Origin of the sequence: Chengkuizengella axinellae (genome assembly GCF_030730905.1) — a bacterium.
Taxonomy (GTDB): Bacteria; Bacillota; Bacilli; order Paenibacillales; family KCTC-33759; genus Chengkuizengella; species Chengkuizengella axinellae.
The window spans coordinates 162546-183061 of sequence record NZ_JAVAMP010000008.1 but is presented as its reverse complement, the minus strand read 5'-3'; the positions used below and the strand labels follow the sequence as shown (position 1 = coordinate 183061).

At 33.5% G+C, this 20516-nt stretch carries 19 protein-coding genes; 15 read left to right on the top strand and 4 right to left on the bottom strand.

The genetic code is table 11. The features are described 5' to 3' along the window. Positions 1-47: 47 nt before the first annotated feature. Complete coding sequence (locus Q5Y73_RS15945; RefSeq protein ID WP_305992909.1) at positions 48-587, bottom strand: DUF420 domain-containing protein; 540 nt, start codon at positions 585-587, stop codon at positions 48-50. Positions 588-741: 154 nt separating this feature from the next. Further along, positions 742-1773, bottom strand: coding sequence for a GTP 3',8-cyclase MoaA (moaA, locus tag Q5Y73_RS15940; protein ID WP_305992908.1), 1032 nt, complete (start codon positions 1771-1773; stop codon positions 742-744). Positions 1774-1944: 171 nt separating this feature from the next. Between moaA and mobA the strand changes: the two genes are divergently transcribed. From mobA to Q5Y73_RS15900, 8 genes are all read left to right on the top strand, one after another. Further along, positions 1945-2571, top strand: a complete 627-nt coding sequence (gene mobA / locus Q5Y73_RS15935) for a molybdenum cofactor guanylyltransferase (RefSeq protein WP_305992907.1) — start codon at positions 1945-1947, stop codon at positions 2569-2571. 24 nt (positions 2572-2595) lie between these two features. Beyond that, the gene (locus tag Q5Y73_RS15930; RefSeq protein ID WP_305992906.1) at positions 2596-4947 is read left to right on the top strand and encodes an FdhF/YdeP family oxidoreductase; all 2352 of its coding nucleotides are present in this window, start codon (positions 2596-2598) and stop codon (positions 4945-4947) included. Further along, positions 4947-5759 (top strand): formate dehydrogenase accessory sulfurtransferase FdhD, encoded by an 813-nt coding sequence (gene fdhD, locus Q5Y73_RS15925; RefSeq protein ID WP_305992905.1) that lies wholly within the window; start codon positions 4947-4949, stop codon positions 5757-5759. Before Q5Y73_RS15930 ends, fdhD begins: the two co-directional genes overlap by 1 nt. 207 nt (positions 5760-5966) lie before the next feature. Then, entirely contained in the window at positions 5967-6548 is a 582-nt protein-coding gene (locus Q5Y73_RS15920; protein ID WP_305992904.1) for a DeoR family transcriptional regulator, read from the top strand. A gap of 44 nt (positions 6549-6592) precedes the next feature. Further along, positions 6593-7435, top strand: coding sequence for a cytochrome c oxidase assembly protein (locus Q5Y73_RS15915; protein ID WP_305992903.1), 843 nt, complete (start codon positions 6593-6595; stop codon positions 7433-7435). Positions 7436-7462: 27 nt separating this feature from the next. Further along, positions 7463-7972, top strand: coding sequence for a FixH family protein (locus tag Q5Y73_RS15910; protein WP_305992902.1), 510 nt, complete (start codon positions 7463-7465; stop codon positions 7970-7972). A 43-nt stretch (positions 7973-8015) separates the two neighbouring features. Then, positions 8016-8609 (top strand): SCO family protein, encoded by a 594-nt coding sequence (locus tag Q5Y73_RS15905; RefSeq protein ID WP_305992901.1) that lies wholly within the window; start codon positions 8016-8018, stop codon positions 8607-8609. Between the two features lie 144 nt (positions 8610-8753). After that, complete coding sequence (locus Q5Y73_RS15900; protein ID WP_305992900.1) at positions 8754-10985, top strand: heavy metal translocating P-type ATPase; 2232 nt, start codon at positions 8754-8756, stop codon at positions 10983-10985. 104 nt (positions 10986-11089) lie between these two features. On the opposite strand, the gene Q5Y73_RS15895 is transcribed toward Q5Y73_RS15900, so the two are convergent. Beyond that, a complete protein-coding gene (locus tag Q5Y73_RS15895; protein ID WP_305992899.1) occupies positions 11090-11590 on the bottom strand; it encodes a DoxX family protein in 501 nt (166 codons plus the stop codon). A 476-nt stretch (positions 11591-12066) separates the two neighbouring features. Between Q5Y73_RS15895 and Q5Y73_RS15890 the strand changes: the two genes are divergently transcribed. From Q5Y73_RS15890 to Q5Y73_RS15880, 3 genes are all read left to right on the top strand, one after another. Then, the gene (locus tag Q5Y73_RS15890; RefSeq protein WP_305992898.1) at positions 12067-12753 is read left to right on the top strand and encodes a response regulator transcription factor; all 687 of its coding nucleotides are present in this window, start codon (positions 12067-12069) and stop codon (positions 12751-12753) included. After that, positions 12743-14551, top strand: a complete 1809-nt coding sequence (locus Q5Y73_RS15885) for a sensor histidine kinase (RefSeq protein WP_305992897.1) — start codon at positions 12743-12745, stop codon at positions 14549-14551. The genes Q5Y73_RS15890 and Q5Y73_RS15885 overlap by 11 nt, the downstream gene beginning before the upstream one ends. Positions 14552-14631: 80 nt before the next feature. Beyond that, positions 14632-15456, top strand: coding sequence for a hypothetical protein (locus Q5Y73_RS15880; RefSeq protein WP_305992896.1), 825 nt, complete (start codon positions 14632-14634; stop codon positions 15454-15456). A 126-nt stretch (positions 15457-15582) separates the two neighbouring features. Here the strand turns inward: Q5Y73_RS15880 and Q5Y73_RS15875 are convergent, their stop codons facing one another. After that, positions 15583-15906: a hypothetical protein gene (locus Q5Y73_RS15875; RefSeq protein WP_305992895.1), complete on the bottom strand. Its 324-nt coding sequence runs from the start codon at positions 15904-15906 to the stop codon at positions 15583-15585. A 208-nt stretch (positions 15907-16114) separates the two neighbouring features. Here Q5Y73_RS15875 and cls point away from each other — a divergent pair, with 208 nt between their 5' ends. The 4 genes from cls (at position 16115) to Q5Y73_RS15855 (ending at position 20446) form a co-directional block, all read left to right on the top strand. Continuing rightward, positions 16115-17626, top strand: coding sequence for a cardiolipin synthase (gene cls, locus Q5Y73_RS15870; protein ID WP_305992894.1), 1512 nt, complete (start codon positions 16115-16117; stop codon positions 17624-17626). 73 nt (positions 17627-17699) lie between these two features. Then, positions 17700-18512: a uroporphyrinogen-III synthase gene (locus Q5Y73_RS15865; protein WP_305992893.1), complete on the top strand. Its 813-nt coding sequence runs from the start codon at positions 17700-17702 to the stop codon at positions 18510-18512. A gap of 36 nt (positions 18513-18548) precedes the next feature. Continuing rightward, the gene (locus tag Q5Y73_RS15860; RefSeq protein ID WP_305992892.1) at positions 18549-19727 is read left to right on the top strand and encodes a MalY/PatB family protein; all 1179 of its coding nucleotides are present in this window, start codon (positions 18549-18551) and stop codon (positions 19725-19727) included. A gap of 35 nt (positions 19728-19762) precedes the next feature. After that, positions 19763-20446 carry a metal-dependent hydrolase gene (locus Q5Y73_RS15855; protein WP_305992891.1) on the top strand — a complete coding sequence of 228 codons (684 nt, stop codon included), beginning with the start codon at positions 19763-19765 and terminating at the stop codon, positions 20444-20446. The last annotated feature ends 70 nt before the right edge of the window (positions 20447-20516 follow it).

The following is a 20516-nucleotide window of genomic DNA, read 5'->3' as shown; positions in this document are numbered from 1 at the left end:
ATAAATGAGTTTAAATTCATGTGGGTATATTAGGTTTAGGGTTACTATTAGTAATAAGGTGATATCATCAAATAAACCAATACCCCTGTAAAACTTACATATAACCAAATCGGCATCGTCCAGCGAGCGATTTTGCGGTGACGTTCAATTTGCATATTAAAACCGCGTGTGATTGACATAAGAGCAAGTGGTACGATGACAATAGATAATAAAATATGAGACAACAATACAAAAAAGTATATGTAACGTAAAAAGTCGTCTCCTCCATACTTTGTAGATTCACTCAAAGAATGGTACGTTACATAGGAAATCAAAAATAAAAATGTAGTTGTAAAAGCCATTAATATGAAATTTCGATGAACTTTAATATTTTTTCTTTTAATTGCGATCAAAGCCAGTAACAAAAAGATAAATGTAAAGCTGTTGAAGATAGCATTCAACATAGGCAATATCGTAATATCAAAACCTACTTCTGCTTCATATGAAGGGAGAAAGTATAAAAGTGCTATTACAGCCACTAGAATGATGGATACTGCAATTATAAATGGTGTAAAATTACGCTGTTTTACAGGTGTACTATTCGTCATATTTTCCTCCTAAATCAATTATAAATGTCCATTATAAAGCTTGTGATTGAAATCCTAGTTTAGGATAAACGATATTCTTTTTAAACACAATGATACCTTTACAAAAAACGTGACATTTTTATGAACTTCAAGTTTTTTTGATAGTTGGGCTCCCCTATCCACCGATATGAGACATTTCAATTTTGCTTTTTTTAATTCCAGGTGTTTCATTTAATCTTATTTCAGAATAACGATCATCTCGATTGTTCCATATTTGCCTAATGATCTCTTCAATTTCTTCGTCTGTTGCACCCTCTCTTAGAGGTGTGCGTAAATCATATCCTTTTGTTGCAAACAAACATGTATACAGAAAACCCTCCGCAGATAACCTTGCTCTAGTGCATGAGGAACAAAATGCTTGAGTGACAGAAGATATAAAACCTATTTCCGCTTTTGTCCCTTTATATCGATATCTTTTAGCCACCTCACCAAAATAATTCTCTTCAACAGGTTCTAATGGCATTTCTTTATGGATAAGATCCAAGATTTTCTTGCTAGGAACAACTTCATCTAATTTCCAACCATTGCTGTTTCCAACATCCATAAATTCTATGAACCTTAAAGTGTGTCCCTTTTGTTTAAAATACTTAGCCATTGGTAATATATCTTGCTCGTTTACCCCTTTTTTAACGACCATATTTATTTTGATTGGAAAACCAGATTTATCAGCAGCATCGATAGCTTCTAAAATAGGTTTTACACCATATCCAATTCCATTCATTTGTTTAAACCGCTCATCATCTAGACTGTCTATACTTACTGTAACCCTGTCTAATTTTGCTTCATTTAATTGTGGAACAAATTTTTTCAACAAGGTTCCATTTGTAGTTAAAGCGATATCCTTGATACCTTCCACAAGAGATATTTTATGGATAAGTTCTGGCAGTTGTTTACGTAATAGGGGTTCACCACCAGTAATTCTTATTTTTTCAACCCCCATTTTAGAAAATATATTCACTAATCTTTCCAATTCTTCAAAAGATAATAGCTTATTTTTTGGTAAAAATTCAAAATCAGGTCCAAAAATTTCTGCTGGCATACAATAAGAGCAGCGAAAATTACATCGATCAGTAACAGATATTCTTAAGTCTCGTAAAGGTCTTTCATAAGAGTCCAGTACGTTTGGACTGTTGATTGTATTTGTCATCTATAATTCCTCCAAAGGTGAGAGAACGTAAATTGTATGTTTATTAGATAATTTAAAGATAGCAATGAAGTGTAGAGAGATAACTCCTATGTTATCATATAATTGTATCTCTATTATAGTACATTCATCATCACGGTTCATGTGAAAAAATATAGGATAAGGAAAAAAATTATGAAAAAATGGGTTACCCTGATTTTAGCAGGTGGACAGAGCAGACGGATGGGTACTTCTAAGACATTCATCCCACATAAAGAAAAAATCATGATTGAGTATTTAGTTTCAATTTCACAAAAGGTATCAGAGTATACCATGATAATCAGCAACGAAAATGATAAATCAAAGCTAAAAGATCTGCTAACAAGTTACAAGAATATTACCATATTACAAGATGATCCACAATTTAAAGGTTTTGGACCCTTAGCAGGTTTGTATACAGGTATGAAACATTGTAAAGCTGATTGGTATTTTGTACTTGCAAATGATATGCCAGATATCAATATTCCCTACTTAAACGGGCTGCGGCAATGCACTGCGACACACTCTCAATATGAAGTTATTATACCTTCGCATCATGAACGAATCCATCCTCTTGCTGGTGCATATCGTAATGTAAAAAACGAATTGTATTCATATTTATCTTCAGGCAATAAGAAAATGACTTCTTTTATAGACTCTCTGTCGAGTTATTACATACAAGAGTCGGAATGGAGTGAATGGACAAATCGCCAAGAGCCCTTTTTTAATATGAATACGCTCTCAGATTTAATAGAGTGGCAAAAAAGAAAAGAAGATGATTAGAAAGTAAGTACTGGAGGTGACAAAATGGGAAAAACAAAACATACAGGACCAATCAAAATAGCAAAAAAATTGAATCCAAATTACTGGGTTAGTAAAGTGCCTTTTGGGCTTGGAAAAGTAAAACCTCATCATATTAAAGATACACTGAAAGTGGTATGGGAAAATCGAGATCAATTACCTTATGCTAGCAGAATTTTAACTCAAGGTGTTTGTGATGGCTGTGCTTTGGGTGTAAGTGGGTTAAAAGATCAGACACTTACAGGACCACATGTATGTACAACACGATTAAACGTTTTAAGACTGAATACGATGCCTGCAATGAATCCTGAAGTGCTGCATCAAGATATTAGAGAATTGCAGAAACTAAATAGTACGCAATTAAGACAATTGGGCCGTATTCCATATCCATTAATTCGAAAAGCCGGTGAGCATAAATTTGAACGTATTTCTTGGGAAGTTGCATTAGATTACATAGTTGCAAAAATGAAAATAGTAGATCCGAAACAAATCGCTTTTTATTTAACTTCTCGTGGGATCACTAATGAGGTATATTATACGGCAGCAAAAGCGGCAAGATTCATTGGAACCAACCATATTGACAACGCATCTCGTATTTGTCATTCTCCATCTAAAACGGCGCTGACCCGTTCACTTGGTATAGGAGCATCTAGTTGTAGTTATAAGGATTGGATAGGGACAGATGTATTAATATTTTGGGGTTCAGTGGCCGCTAATAATCAGCCAGTTTCTACGAAATATATGTATGCTGCAAAACAAAAAGGGACAAAAATCATCGTGATTAATCCATATCATGAACCAGCAATGGATCAATATTGGATTCCTTCCATACCAGAATCGGCATTGTTTGGGACAAAAATAGCAGATGATTTCTATCAGGTTCATATTGGTGGAGATATAGCCTTTATGAACGGGATCATGAAGCATTGGTTTGAAATGGAAATAAAGCAGCCAGGATCCGCAATTCATCATGATTTTGTTGATCAACATGCGACTGGATACGAAGCACTGAAAAAACATGTCATTCAATTGCCGTGGGATCAAATTGTATCCTCATCTGGGATTCCTTTTGAAAGAATTAAGGAATTGTCTGAACTGCTTGCTAAATCAGATTCTTCCGTATTTGTATGGTCCATGGGTTTAACACAGCACCGTTTTGGTACAGATAATATTTCTCAAGTTGCTAATCTAGCATTGTTACGTGGATTTATAGGAAGAGAGCATTGTGGAGTGATGCCAATTAGAGGTCATTCTGGCGTACAGGGTGCAGGTGAAATGGGCGCGGATCCGTTCAGCTTGCCAGGTGGTGGTTATGATTCAATCAATAAGAAAAGAATAGAACAATTATGGAGATTTGAATTGCCTGATTGGCAGGGGGATATTGTTGGCATTTCTTTAGAAAAAGCACTTTTAGAAGAAGACCATGAACAAAAGCTTAAAGTGTATTACATGTCTGGCGGGAATTTCCTTGAAACAATGCCAGATCCAACATTTGTAGAAGGTTGCTTATCAAATATTGATGTTCGCATTCATCAAGATATCATCTTAAATACTTCTACTCTTGTGGGTGCTAATGAAGCTGTTATCGTTTTACCTGCGCAAACTAGGTATGAACAAACTGGTGGTGGCACATCAACTTCAACTGAAAGAATGGTATATTATTCGCCAGAAATTAAAGGCCCAAGAATAGAGGAAGCAAGATCTGAATGGGAAATTTATGTTGATTTGGCTAAAAGGATCAAACCTGAACTTGAACATTTAATTCACTTCCAAGATACACAATCTATTAGGAATGAGATTGCAAAAGCAAATGTGAATTATGATGGAATTCAGCATTTGTCTAATAAAGGAGATTTTTTTCAATGGGGCGGAGCTTTGTTGTGTGAAGATGGGATTTTTCCTACAAAAGATCACAAAGGTAAGTTATTGCCGATAGATCTTCCTGAATTAAGAAAAGCTGAAGGCCACTTTTATATAACAACAAGAAGAGGAAAACAATTTAATTCAATGATTTACGGCAACAATGACCCTTTTAATGCCGCTGAACGACATGATGTACTAATGCACATCGAAGATGCTCGAAAATTATTTATAAGAGAGTATGATGCCATTGTAGTGTACAATCAGAATGGTATTTTTCATGGTCGTGCAAAATTTGTCAATATAAAAAGAGGGAATGTAGAAGTATATTGGCCTGAAGGGAATATATTGATCCCCAAAGGAGTTTATGAAGAACAAGCAGGTATACCAGAATATAATACAAAAGTGATCATTGAAAAAGCAGAGGTCTTTCATGCACAAAAAGATGTAAAATATGTAGAAAAACGAATTGATGATTTAGAAATGGATGTAAGCTAATGGATAATCATGATCATTTTATTTTTCAAAAAAGAAAGATTCTAAAATATGACCTTCAAAAGATAAACAAACAATTGATTGATTTTAAAGATGATGACATAGCAGTAGAATTCCCAATAACATTGAAAGTGAATGGGGAAGAATTTGCAACGCTAGTTTGTACACCCATCCAAATTGAAGAACTTGTAATTGGCTTTCTTGCTGGCGAGGGTTTGATACGGGTGATAGCTGATATTCATGATATAAATATTGATATGGAAACAGGATTTGCAAATATTGAATTGAAAAATCAGAACCTTCGTGTTAGTGATTTTATTGAAAAACGTTTTGTTGGTTCATGCTGTGGGAAAAGCAGACAATTCTATTTTCAAAATGACGTGAAAACTGCGAAGACAATAAATGTTAAAGGTACGTTTTCAGTTTCTCAGTGTTTGAATTTAATGACTCTAGTTGAAGAAGAATCACAACATTTTAAAAAAACTGGAGGAATACATCAAGGAGCGCTTTGTAATCATTCAGAAATCCTTCAGTTTCAGTCTGATATAGGCAGACATAATGTATTAGATAAAATATACGGTCATAATTTAATAAACAACATGAGACCACAAGGTAAATGTATCGTGTTTAGTGGGAGGATTTCATCTGAAGTATTATTGAAAACAGCAAAAATGGGTATCGGTATGATCATCTCAAAGTCGGCACCCACAAATCTAGCATTGGACTTAGCTAATGAACTAGGGATCACAATAGTTGGATTTGCTAGAGGTGACAAAATGAATGTATACACACATCAAGAACGGATTGAAATTTAATTTAAATCTTGTCATGATCGGTATGATCATTGTTGATAATATCGTTTTTTTGTGGTGTTATAATATAACATGATTTTATTCGTAAAAAGTTCAAAAACAATATAAAAATGCATGTCTTAAAGATTTGATTGTATGTTAGAATTTTAATTATTGGTGTTATATTATGTGATATTTCATCATAGTTATGGAAAGTAGGAGGTAAGTCATATGTTGCCAGCTGAAAGAAAACATCAGATCATGGAGCTGATTCGAAAGAAAAAGACATTAAAAATTTCAGATTTAAGTGAGATTTTTGAAGTGTCAGAAATGACGATTCACAGAGATATCAAACCATTGATTGAAGAAGGCATGATCATAAAAACATTTGGTGGTATTTCATTGAATCAGGAAAAACATGAAGAAGTTAAAAATACTCAAGATTGTATTTATTGTTATCGCCCTATTAACCAAAGGTTGGCTTATCGATTAATTTTACAAGATCAAAGTATAGAAACGACGTGTTGTGCTCATTGTGGATTATTACGTCACCAACAGTTAGGTGATAAAGTATTGCAGGCGATTTGTCCTGATTTTCTGCTACAAACAACAATCAGTGCTGCATCTTCATGGTTTTTAATGGATACTTCCTTGATACTTGGATGCTGTCAACCACAAGTATTATCATTTCAAAACAAAGAACATGCTGAGAAATTTGCATCTGGTTTTGGAGGTAAGATTTATTCTTATTCGGATGCAACAGAGGAGATTTTTAATAGGATGCAGGGGGGACACAAGGGGTGTTGTGACTAAGTACCGTCTGTATCTTGAATTAGAACAGATGAGGAGTGCTGCATATGGAATTTATGCTGGAAGCAGGTCTGTTGGAATGGAAGAGAGAGTTGTTCGTTATTATTGTGTTAATATCCACAATATATTGGTTAATTACAGGGATATTCAATGAAACAACCGAAAGGCAAATTCACATGAAACAACGATTGTATTTTCTTCTAGGACTGTCCTTATTCTACATATGCTGGGGGAGCCCACTGTATGGGATTGCTCATTTTATGTTTAGTGTTCATATGCTTCATATGAGTTTATTGTATTTTTTAGTCACACCACTCCTCCTTGCCGGGATTCCATTACATTTGTATAAAGTCCATAAGAAGTTTCAATTTATATCGAAGGTCTGGTCTAAATTAACAGCTCCAACTATATCTATTGTATTTTTTAATGGTTTGTTCATTTTATACCATATCCCTATAGTGATGGATACGGTGATGACAACCAGCTGGATGTATTATGGTTTTCACATATTATTAGCCCTTGCCTCATTTTGTGTCTGGCAGCCCATTGTTGGTTCCTTTTTACAAAACAAATTACCTTATAATAAAAGAAAACGTTATGCACTGGTTAATACATTAGTATTGCTGCCGGCTTGTTTGTTATTGTTTTTTTCAACTATACAATATCGGATATTTACTGATTATACAGCTCAAAGTAACATGTTGGAAGTGTGCTTCGGTCAAAATGTAGATTTAAATGTTTTGTTAGGTTGGAAAGTATTAACGCCTATCACAGATCAAAGAATAGGTGGTGCAGTCATGTTGATACTCCATAAGGTGTCTTTTTTAGTAGGTGATCGTATTCAAGTTCAATCTCCTGTTATCCATAACAACAAGCTAGAAACAACTTAACCTATAATAGAAATTGTGGAGGTCAAAATGAAGTCATTATTATCTAGTATTCTTGTATTGACATTAATGCTTAGCGGGTGCACTACTGAAAACTCAGAAAGTGCAGAATATGAAGGGAAACATGATTCTATGGATCAACCAATGGAAGAATCACTACATCCTTTAGAAGTGCAAGTTGTAATGAGTCCGGAGACAATAGAGGCAGGGAACGAGGTTACGATTCAAGCGATTGTATCTCAAAATCAAGAGGCTGTCACTGATGCTAGCGAAGTAAGATTTGAAATTGGGATGATCGGGAATGAAGAAACAGAAATGATTGAAGGACATCATCAAGGTGATGGGGTTTATTCGATTCAGAAAACATTTAATCATGAAGCAGCCTATTTTGTGATTGCACATGTAACTGCTAGAGATATGCACAACATGCCTAAAATAAAATTCAATGTTGGCGAAGTAGAAATTTCAGATAGCCAAGAAACAGAAAGTACAGAAAGTCATGAAATGAATGAATCAGATGATCATTCAACTCTTGAATAAACCATTACACTATAATAGAAAAACTCAAGTAGGAGGGTTATTAGTGTTGCAACGTACAACTACATATACTTTTTTAATATATAGCTTATGTTTTATATTCATTTTATCTGCATGTAGTGTAGAAAGTGACATCCAAATCCCAAACAAGTTAAATTATCAAGTTGAAGAGTTTACCTTTACAAATCATGAGAATGAACCATTTGGTCTTTCTGATTTAGAGAATAAAATTTGGGTTGCGGATTTTATTTTTACAAACTGTACAACAGTCTGTCCAGGTATGACTTTTAATATGGTTGAGCTACAAGCAAAAATGAACGAAGCGGGGATAGAGGCAGATATTGTATCCTTTAGTGTAGATCCTAAAGTTGATACTCCAGAAGTGATGAAAGAGTATGTAAGCAAATTCGGTGGAGATTTATCTAACTGGCATCTGTTAACTGGATATTCAGACGAGGTTATTCAATCGTTTGCTAAAAACTCATTTAAAACGTTAGTTCAAAAGGAAACTAGTTCAAATCAAGTTATCCATGGAACATCTTTTTATTTGATTGATCAAAGTGGTACTATTGTAGCGAAATATGATGGAAATGATCCAGACTATGAACAAATTATAAAAGATCTTCAAGCATTAAAGTAAATGAATGATTAAGATAGCCGGGAAAGTATATTTAACTTTTGCGGCTTTTTTGTAGGTTAAGTTATCATTTCACGAAGTTCTTTTTCATACATTGAATATATACGTTGGATTGTCCATGTAAATATGGATTGCGGAGGAGTTCACATGTCTTTAATGAATGAAAAAGAAGGACAGGTTACAGTCCAAATTACAGGAATGACTTGCAGCAATTGTGCGGCTAGAATAGAAAGATCGTTAAATAAAATGGAGTCAGTTCACGAAGCCAAAGTGAATTTGACGATAGATCGAGCTTCAGTACGTTTTAATCGAAAAAAAATAACTGCAGAACAAATTATAAATAAAATTGTAAAGTTGGGTTATGGAGCAAAAAAATATCAAAAGATGAAAATGAAGCAGGTAGATCTACGTAGATTAGCGATAAAAAATTTAAGAAATCGGTTTATGATTTCTGCGTTTCTCACTATTCCTTTATTATGGACGATGTTCACGCATTTTTCATTTACATCGAATATATGGGTTCCAGATATTTTCTTAAACCCATGGTTTCAATTATCATTGGCTACTCCAATTCAATTTATGATCGGAATGCCTTTTTATTATAATGCGTATCATGCTATGAAAAATGGAAGTGCGAATATGGATGTACTTGTCGTTCTTGGTACCTCGTCTGCTTATTTTTACAGTCATTATTTAACTGTACAAAGTCTCCATTCTTCACCTATAGCTAGTCATTATTATCCCTTGTACTTTGAAACTAGCGCTGTGATCATTACTGTGGTGTTGCTTGGAAAGTTATTGGAAGCCAAAGCGAAAAGTAAAACACTTCATGTTGTTCACCGCCTTCAAGAAATAGGAATAAAGAAAACGGAAATTATTAGAGACAATGTTCAAATGATGGTTTCAGCTGATAATATCCAGGAGAAGGATATCATGATTATACGTCCAGGTGAAAGCATACCAGTAGATGGAGAAGTTTTAGAAGGGGATTCTACGATCGATGAATCTATGATTACTGGTGAATCCATACCTGTTGAAAAAATTTCAGGGGATTCTATAGTAAGTGGTTCAATTAATATGAATGGATTGCTAAAAATTCTGGCTACTAGAACAGGTGAGCAATCTACAATTGCACAAATGAATCGATATATCGAGGAAGCACAGGTGTCAAAGCCTCCAATTCAACGTACTGCAGATCGAATTGCTGGCATTTTTGTACCCGTTATAGTTAGTTTATCATTCGCTACTTTTCTTATGTGGTATTTTGTCTTAACAACAGGAGATTTTGCAATATCTATAGAACATGCTATCACTGTGATGGTCATTGCATGCCCTTGTGCAATTGGTTTAGCTACACCAACATCCATTATGGTGGCTTCTGGTAGAGCTGCTGAGAACGGTATCTTATTTAAAGAAGGAGGTCACATTGAAGGCCTAAATCATGGGAACGTTATTTTCCTAGATAAGACAGGAACCATTACCGTAGGTAAACCATCTGTTACGAATGTCGTAAGTACAAATGTTTCTGAACTGTATTTACTCAGAATGGCTGCGTCAGTTGAGGTTTTCTCTGAACATCCAATAGCTAAGGCTGTGGTAAGAGCTGCAAAACTTAAAAGATTAATCATTCCTGAATCACATTCAATAAAGGTTTATCCTGGGTATGGAATAAGTGGGATAGTAGAAGGTTCTGAAGTAATAATGGGTACTCAACGATTACTTGAAAATCAAGGTATTACTATTAAGATTAACAATGAACGAGTAGCTCGACTGCAGGAGCAAGGGAAAAGTATATTATTTGTAGCTATTGAAAATAAATTTGCTGGTATCATTGGTGTTTCGGACACGATAAAACCAAATGCAATAGAAGCTATTCATTTATTAAAAAAATATCGTTTTGAAGTGGTGATGGTTACAGGTGATCATGAATATACATCTAAGGCAATTGCAAAAGAAGTTGGTATAACAAAGGTTTATTCTAATGTTTTGCCTAAGGAAAAAGGGAATTTGGTTCAACAATGGCAGCAAAAAGGAGGGAATATTATATTTGTTGGAGATGGTATGAATGATGCTCCTGCTTTAGCAGTTGCAAATGTAGGAATTGCAATGGGAACTGGTACAGATCTTACGAATGCAGCGGCAGATGTAAACTTAATGAAGAACGATTTAATGGATCTTCCAAAGGCGATACAGGTTAGTAGAAAAACAATGAAAAATATAAAACAAAACTTAAGCTTTGCATTAATATATAATTTAATTGCCATTCCTTTTGCTATCATTGGATTGTTAGAGCCTTGGATGGCTGGAACAGCAATGGCGCTTAGCTCAGTATCCGTTGTAAGTAATTCACTTAGATTGCAAAAAACGAAAATCAGTTAAACAATCAAATAAAAAATCCTATGTCAGCAACATAGGATTAAGGAGTGGAGAGGTACAAGTTTTCTATTTGTTTTGGAAGTATAGAGTTTCTTTTTATATATATTTTAAGTATTTACAGTACGGTTTCTCTTTTTAAAAAATAGATTTTTTACATAAGGTAAAACATAATAATCTAACCCTATTTTTCCAGCATTGGCACCTGCAACAAGAATGAAAATGGTTAATATAACCATTTGAGGATTCGTGCTGGTAGTACCAGATAATAAGAAAGCAAAGTTCATTATGATTCCCATTAGTGCTGCGAAGGTAGTAAATATACCTAGTAGTAATGCTATACCTACTAAAAATTCACCCCAAGCGACTAAAAAGTTGAACATCCCTACATTTGGAATAGCAAAACCTTCTAAGAAATTTGCCCACCAGGTCTGGACAGCAGGGTGATCACCACTTGCTTTACCAACAGCTCCTTTTAAGAAATTGGCAGCATCAAAATCTTCTGTGATTTTGCCCCAACCAGCTGTCATCCATTCCCAACCTAAGTATAATCTCAACAGTAAAAGTACGAAAGAAGCATAAATATTTTCTCTTAAAAATTTTACAAACATTTTACTCAACTCCTTCTAGAGTTTGATCATAAAAAATGATTAAATATTGAGGTATATTTCCCGCAAATGTAAACTTGATTTTATTGTATTTTTTCTTGAGGTGTTTACCTTGCAGGTTTTCTTTATAGTTTTATTGTAGATTACAAACTAATTTAATAATGTGAAAAAAATCACATATAAAGCTATATATGTGACAAAATATTGAATTGATTTCATATTTTAACCAAAAAAATACCCTTAAAGATCACGCACATTTGATCCAAAAGGGTGATATGAGGGTGTTTGACATCATGTATAACACACTAATAATGTATCAAACTCATGTGAAATCGAAGTGAACTCGTGATGAAATAGATGTGAAGGATGGAATTGGATGCGTGTTCACATGGATTACACATGATTTAGTTATAATAATAGAATAATTTTATACAAGCATTAATAAAATAATGATCAATATTAAAAAGAGGTATGGATGAATGGATAGAACAATTTTATTTGTAGAAGATGAAGAACGTTTGCGTGAAATTGGAGTAGATTATTTTTCCTCTGAAGGATTTACTGTATTAGAAGCGGGTGACGGAAAGCAAGCACTTGAATTATTTGAAGTGAACCATGTCGATTTATTGATACTGGATGTGATGTTACCTGAACTAGATGGATGGGCTGTGTGCAAGCGTATTAGAAATGAATCAGACGTCCCTATTATTATGTTGACAGCACGAACAGAAGAGGAAGATAAATTAATGGGTTTTGATTTGGGCGCGGATGAATATGTGACAAAACCCTTTAGTCCTAAAGTATTAGTTGCAAGAGCGAAGACGTTAATTAAGAGAGCTGAAGGTACGATTGGCAATAACAACGAAAAGATAAAATTAAATGACATCGAAATCAACAAAAAATCACGTCAAGTCAAAGTTGAGAATAGAGAATTGACTTTAACTCATAAAGAATATGAATTACTGGTTTATTTAATTGAAAACAAAGGGATAGTACTCACAAGAGAAAAGTTATTAAATCAAGTGTGGGGGTATGATTTTTTTGGTGATTTACGAACAGTAGACACTCATATCAAAAAAATAAGAAGCAAACTAGGACAAAAAGCAAAATTTATAAAAACAGTAATCAGAACAGGTTACAAGTTTGAGGTGGAGAATGAAGCGTAATAGTATTGTTTTTAAACTTTTCATTGTAACCACCTTATTCTTTTCTATTATTGTAGGATTGATTGTTGTTAGTCAAACTTTATTTTTCGATACCTTTTATATGAAAAAGAAGAAAAGTGAAATAGCAAAAGAGGTCGAGCTGTTCTCAGAAAATTATTTAAAAGATCCCACTCTTCTTGATCAAATTGCAAATGAATATTACGAAAAAAACAATGCATTTATATCTGTTTTAAATGTAGATCAGCAATCAAATTCAGGTAGTATGGGTTTTACGATGGTAGAGGTTCCGGATCCACCTGTTATTTTTGAAAATGGTCTTCAATTATCTTTGTTATCTACTGATGGGAAATTATTTACAGTTTCTCTTACAGAATTTTTTTTAAATGGAGAAATTGATATTAAGAATTTAAATACGATTGGTATTTTTGAAGGAAATTATATGGAGGTAATCGGTACAAGGGAAGATGGTAAAGTTACTCCTGTATATATAAGGACAACGAATAAAAAACTAAGCTCTTATAAATTGAATAATAATGAGAAATACGGGATCATAAGAGGAACCATCAATAAAATCGATATAAATATAGGGGAAGAGACAAAGCTTAAATGGGATTTATATATGAGAGCATTTCAAGAATATAGAAAAAATTATACTCCATTAACTTTTTCTACAGATGAAACTGTTTCGATGTCATATTATGACTCCAATTCTGGAACGGATAATCTTATTTCAGTTCAACCTATTTTTGAAAATAATTCGGCTACAAAATATATATTCACTATGCATTCTTTACAGCCTGTAAATGAAGCGGTGGATGTAATGAAGGATTATTATATTTATGCTGCATTTGTTTTTTTAATCCTTATCTTTATGATGTCTATGTATTATTCAAGAATCATTTCTAAACCCTTAATTAAAATCAATAAGGTAGCAACTAAAATGTCAAACCTTAATTTTACTGAGGAGCTTAAAATAAAATCAGACGATGAAATTGGAAGTTTATCCAGAAGCATAAATAAACTTTCTTCAAAATTGCATGAAACGATTACAAATTTGCAAATGGCAAATCAAAAATTGCAGGAAGATATTGAGAGAGAACGAAAATTAGAAAAAATGAGAAAAGAATTTGTATCGGGAATTTCTCATGAATTGAAAACACCGCTTAGTATCATTCAAAGTTATGCAGAGGGAATTAAAGATGGCGTCTCGATAGATAAGTCTGATTATTATACGGATATTATTATTCAAGAATCCAATAAAATGAACGGATTAATCTCAGATATGTTGGAGCTGTCACGCTTGGAATCTGGATTTTATCATTTGAATATTGAAAAGTTTTCTATGAGTGATTTAGTAAATGAGATTCAGAATAAGCTGCAATTAAACATTGGTGACAAAAAACTAGAGATGATAAATAACATAGAACTGGATTGTGTCGTTTATGCAGATCGAAAAAAGATGGAGCAAGTGATTTCTAATTTTTATAGCAATGCTATTCGATATACACCTGAAGGATTGCAAATTCATGTTCATTTGAAAAAGGAAAAAGGACACGTTTTATTTTCCATTGAAAATCAAGGTGTAACGTTGCCAGAAGACGAGATTAATAAGATATGGGATCGATTTTATCGTATTGAAGGTTCAAGGAATAAAGAAACGGGGGGAACAGGTCTTGGACTTTCTATAGTTAAAAATATTTTGGAGCTTCATCATGCTCAATTTGGAGTTCAAAACACGGAGAAGGGTGTGAGTTTTTATTTTATTATAAAAGAAAAAGAATTCACAGAGGCAACATAACAAGGACACTTCGATTTCACATTAGTTGTGTACATTATACGTGTAAGACAAAAACAAACAAAAACAAAGGAGAGAGAAACATGAAAGCAAAAAAAATGATCGCATCTGTAGCATTTTCAGCATTATTATTAGGAGGTGTAGTTGGGGCTGCCAATGCAAATGAAAGCAGTATAAAACTTTTAAATTACAAGGAAACTAACGGTGTTGCAGGTGTTGCACAAGAAATTGAATTTACTTATGACGAAGAAACAGGTAAAATTTTGGACAAAGACGGAAATGTAGTTGATTTCGATGCTTCTAAATATTCATTACAAGAAGTTTCAGAGGCTGAGTATATTGAATTCACTGTAGATGAGGAAACAGGTAAAGTTTATGATCAAGATGGAAATGAAATTGAACGAGGAGAATTTACAGAAGTAGGGTCTTTAGAAGATTTTGAATATACATTAAACACTGTAACAATAGATGAAGAAACAGGCAAAGCTTATGATGAGGATGGGAATGAAATTAAATTCACTGAATCTAATTTCGAAGGTGAGATTGTAAAGATTGGAAGCACAGGTTTAACTGAAGATTACGAATATACGTTAAAGGAAGTAACAGTAGATGAAGAAACAGGTAAAGTCTACGATGAGGATGGAAATGAGATTGTTATTGAACAGAATCATGGATTTTCAGAAGTGAAATCATTAGAAAATCTTGAATATACAATGCTTGAGGTGGATGAAGAAACAGGTAAAATATACGATATGGAAGGAAATGAAATCGAACGAGAAAAAAATGTAGAGGATATAGAATTTGTAAAAGTTAAATTTGATCGAGAGACTGGACAATATTTTGATCAAGATGGTAATGAAATCAATATTGATGATTATAAAGATCAAAACGTGCAAGTTGAATTTTAATGATTATTTACATTTAAGATCGTGATAAAATAAGTGGTTTATAAATGAAAGACACTCTTCTATGATAATGAAGGGTGTCTTTATTTTCAGTTTGAATCTTCACATTATAAGTTTGAAATATATTAGTTACCTTTTTTTATTTTGCAAAGGAGAAGCTTCGATTTGTTGGGTATCTAGAGCATCTTCTTCTGCTTGAATAAGTTGTTGCTGTATATATTGTACTTGTTGTTCTTGGGATTTGTTAGCTTGAAAATCTAAATTTGTTTGTACCTTCTGTAGATTAGTCATCGCACTATCCAATTGATCTTCAGATTTTTTAATATCTTGTGGACTTGCAGTTGCTTTTGCTTTTAAGACTGCCTGTTGTGACTTTTGTAATCTTGTAATGGCATCGTCGGCACCTTCAACTGCATGTTGGATATGCTGTTGATGTTGACCTTTTTCAACCATTTTCATACCTCCTTTTTAAATAGCAAGCAAAAGATTTAAACTTAAGTTAGTATGTGCATATAGGTTGGATTCATTCCAATTTAGTTTATAAAGAAACAAAATTTATGTTTCAATATCTATTTAAGGAATAAGGAATATTGTTTTGTTCTACTGTAAAACTTAAATGTAATAACAGTAAATATAATAAAGATTAAAAATAGGTGAATTAATGAAGAAATGGATACTGATCATTTTATTGGTGTTGTTTGTATATACAGTTTATTTTTTTACAATTTTTTTTTTAGATCATAAGCTTTTAATTTGTATAAATGTATTTTTTTCTTTGGTTGCTTTTATAATTGCAATGCTCATCATTTTTGAAAATCGATCTCCATCTAAAACTATAAACTGGTTAATTGTACTGATTTTATTCCCTGTCTTAGGTTTCTTTTCGTATGCCTTATTTGGACGAAGTTATCATAAGAGGAAGATTGGTGATAAAAACTTCTATATTCAAAACAATAACGGGAGTAATATTGAACTAAAAACATTAATGAAATCAAAGAAAGAACTAACACATGAAAGACAAAGAGTATTTTCCAACTTAGCTTTTAACTTGGGTGACAGTCCACTATCCTTTCATACAGAAGTAAAAGTTTTAACAAATGGAGAGGTTACTTTTGATGAAATTATCAAATCGCTTCAAAAAGCAGAGCATCATATACACCTGGAGTATTACATCATAAGAGATGATGTAATAGGGCGAAAGATCAAAAACATATTAATCAAAAAAGCAAGGGAAGGAGTAAAAATACGTTGTATATATGATACTTTGGGTAGTTGGAAGCTATCTAAACAATACTTGTCTGATTTAAGGTCAGTTGGAGTGAGTATCAAACCTTTTTTACCCTTGAAAATTCGATTTTTGAACAATCATATCAATTATCGAAATCATAAAAAAATCATTGTTGTGGATGGTAAAATAGGGTTTACTGGTGGCATTAATATTGGTGATGAATACTTAGGGAAGGATAAAAAGGTTGGTTTTTGGAGAGATACACATTTAATGCTAAAGGGTGAGGCAGTAAATGCACTCCAATATTTTTTTATAAAAGATTGGTTGTTTGCAGCGAATGAAAAGTTTAACACTGAGGAGTATTTTATTCAAGATTATAAATCAAAACATCAGAATTTAGGTGCAGTACAAGTCATTAACAGCGGTCCAGATCAAAAATGGGTGGTCATGAAAAATTTATTTTTTTCAATGATTATTTCTGCAAAAAAATCAATATGGTTTGCATCCCCGTATTTTATACCTGACGAGGATATTCTAAGTGCTTTAAAAGTGGCTTGTTTAAATGGTATTGATGTTAAATTTATTTTCCCTTCAAATCCGGATAATCGATTTGTTTATTATGCTTCAAGGTCTTACTTTTTAGATCTTATAGAAGCAGGTATGAAAATTTATCAATATAACCATGGTTTTATGCACAGCAAGTTCATCATAATAGATCAAGATTATGCAACTATTGGTACTACAAATATGGACATGAGAAGCTTCCATTTGAACTTTGAGGTCAATGTATTTTTATATCAACAAAATAGCGTGAAAAAATTAGTGGAGGATTTTGAAAATGATCTACTTGATTCAACGTTCATTGGATTAGAACAATTCAAAAACCGTTCTAGATTGCAGAAAATTGCAGAATCGTTCGCACGGCTTGCTTCACCTCTTCTTTAGATTTAAGATTACTGTTATTTAAGAGTAATGGTATAATAAGTATAAGTAATGATACATAGGAGATGAGAGAGAATTGAACAAACTTGAGGGAAAAAGAATTGCAATAGCGGGTGGTAGAAAAGCGGAGGAAATTAGTAAGTTGATCAAAAATTTTGGAGGGATTCCTTTCATCAGACCAACTCAAGGTACTGTATTTTTAGAGGATTCTAAAGTGATAGCGTCTTTAAATCGGTTGCTACATGAGAAGTTAGATTGGATCATATTAACAACGGGGATTGGCACTAGCAAGCTACATACTTTAGCAGTTGAAACAGGCAATGAAGCTGAGTTCATAGACGTATTAAAAAAAGCGAAAATTGCTGCTAGAGGTTATAAAACAGTGAATGTACTGAAAAAATTAGGAATAACACCCACGATTAAAGATGATGATGGAACAACTGAAGGGTTAACCAGAATGTTTAAACCCTATGATTTAGAAGGTAAACACATTGCTCTGCAGCTTTATGGTGCGCCTGCTCCAAAAATGATTGAATGGCTTAAAAAAACGGGTGCTAATTATTACGAGATTCTACCTTATCGACATATTCCTCCAACTGATGAAAAGATGGAACAGATTGTTTCTGAAGTTTTAAATGGTGATGTCGATGTTGTCGCATTTACTAGTGGTCCACAGATTCGATTTATGGCAGAATATGCAGACAAGAAAAAGAAATTAACAGAATTAATTCAAGCTTTTAATGAGAATGTATTGGCTTTGTCAGTTGGAAAAGTAACTGAAGCGGCAATAAGAGAGGAAGGTATTCATAGAGTTGTTACCCCTGAACTAGAGAGAATGGGGAGTATGGTAGTAGCTTTAGCTGAGTATTATGAAAAACAAAATGAGTAAATATTTGAATGAAATTGATTCTTAAGAGGTGTCTAAATGAACAAATATTTTGATGAGTCCATAAGTAGAACGAATACATATTCCTATAAATGGGATGCTAGAAAAAAGTTTTTTGATAGTGATGAAGTGCTCCCAATGTGGGTTGCAGATATGGACTTTCGCTCCCCTGAACCTGTAGTAAATGCTTTGATAAACAGAGCTGAGCATGGTGTTTTTGGATATTCATCTACATCCAATTCTCACGATGAGGCAATTGTAAATTGGTTGGAGCAAAGACATAACTGGGAAGTCAAAAAAGAGTGGCTAACCTATTCACCAGGTGTCATGCCAACAATTGGCTTCTTAATCGCTTGTTTAACAAACCCTGGAGATAAAATTGTGTTGCAGTCCCCTGTTTATTATCCTTTTTTTGATGTGATTAATAGAAGTGGGAGAGTGATAGTAGATAATGCATTGGTGCTAGAAGATTATACTTATGAAATGGATTTAGAGAAATTGGAGAAGCAGCTTGATTCCTCAGTGAAGATGTTGTTATTGTGCAGTCCTCATAATCCAGTTGGAAGAGTTTGGTCTAGAGATGAATTAACGCGACTAGGTGAAATTTGTTTGAAGCACAATATCATTATTGTAGCTGACGAAATTCATGCTGATCTGGTATTTAAACAAAATAAACATATCCCGATGGCTTCAATAAGTGATGAGTTAGCTCAGCAAACAATCACATGCATAGCTCCAAGTAAAACATTTAATATTGCAGGTTTGCAAGCTTCAAGTGCGATCATTTCCAATCCAGAAATAAGATTGAAATTTCGTAAGGAAATAAATAAATACTCATTAACTATGATGAACAACTTCGGATTAACAGCTTCAGAAGCATCGTATAAATATGGAGGAGAATGGCTGGATCAATGTTTGGATTATATTTATGAAAATCATCAATTTGTTAAGGCTTTTGTAGAAAAAAATATGCCTCTAATCAAAGTTGTGCAATCTGAAGGAACATATCTTGTTTGGTTGGATTGCAGGAAGTTAGGTATGAATGGTCAAGAACTTAGAGAGTTTATGTTAAAAGAAGCAAAAGTGGCATTAAGCGATGGTTTCATTTTTGGAGAAACTGGAGATGGTTTTACCAGAATGAATATTGGATGTCCTAGAGCACTTTTAGTAGAAGGCCTAGAACGAATACATGCTGCATATCATAGTACTTTCGGGTGATGGAATATATTAATAATCATTGAGAGGGTGAGGTAATGAAGGTTACATATTATGGTCATTCATGTTTTCTTGTAGAGGGGAATGGAAAAAGCATTCTCATAGATCCATTTTTAAATGGAAATCCACAAACGTCAGCTTCTCCAGAAGACTTCAAAGTGGATGCTATTATTTTAAGCCATGGACACGGAGATCACTTTGGTGATTGTTTGCAAATTGCTTCTGTAAATGAATGCCCAATTATTGCAACGTATGAATTAGCAATGTATTGTCAATCACAAGGTGTTAAAGTACATCCAATGCATATAGGTGGATCATTTCAATTCGAGGGTTTTAAGGTGAAATTAACTCAAGCATTTCATGGTTCATCAATAGAACATGATGACCAAACCATTTATACTGGGATGCCTGCGGGAATATTATTGACTATAAATGATCGTACATTTTATCACGCTGGAGACACAGGATTATTTGGTGATATGAAAATGATAGGTGAATTGAATGAGATCGATTTATCTGCTTTGCCAATAGGTGACAATTTCACGATGGGACCTGATGATGCTTTGATTGCTGCTGAATGGCTTCAGACTAAGCAGGTTATTCCTATTCATTATAATACGTTTCCTGTCATAGAGCAGAACGCAGATGAATTTGCTCTTAAACTTGAAGAAAACTCAATCACGTGTCATGTTTTAGCCAGTGGAGAAGTAGTTGAACTTTAATATAAAAATCAGCAGCGAAGTAATACTTCCTGCTGATTTTTATTTGTCACGTTCTCATTACATTACGTAA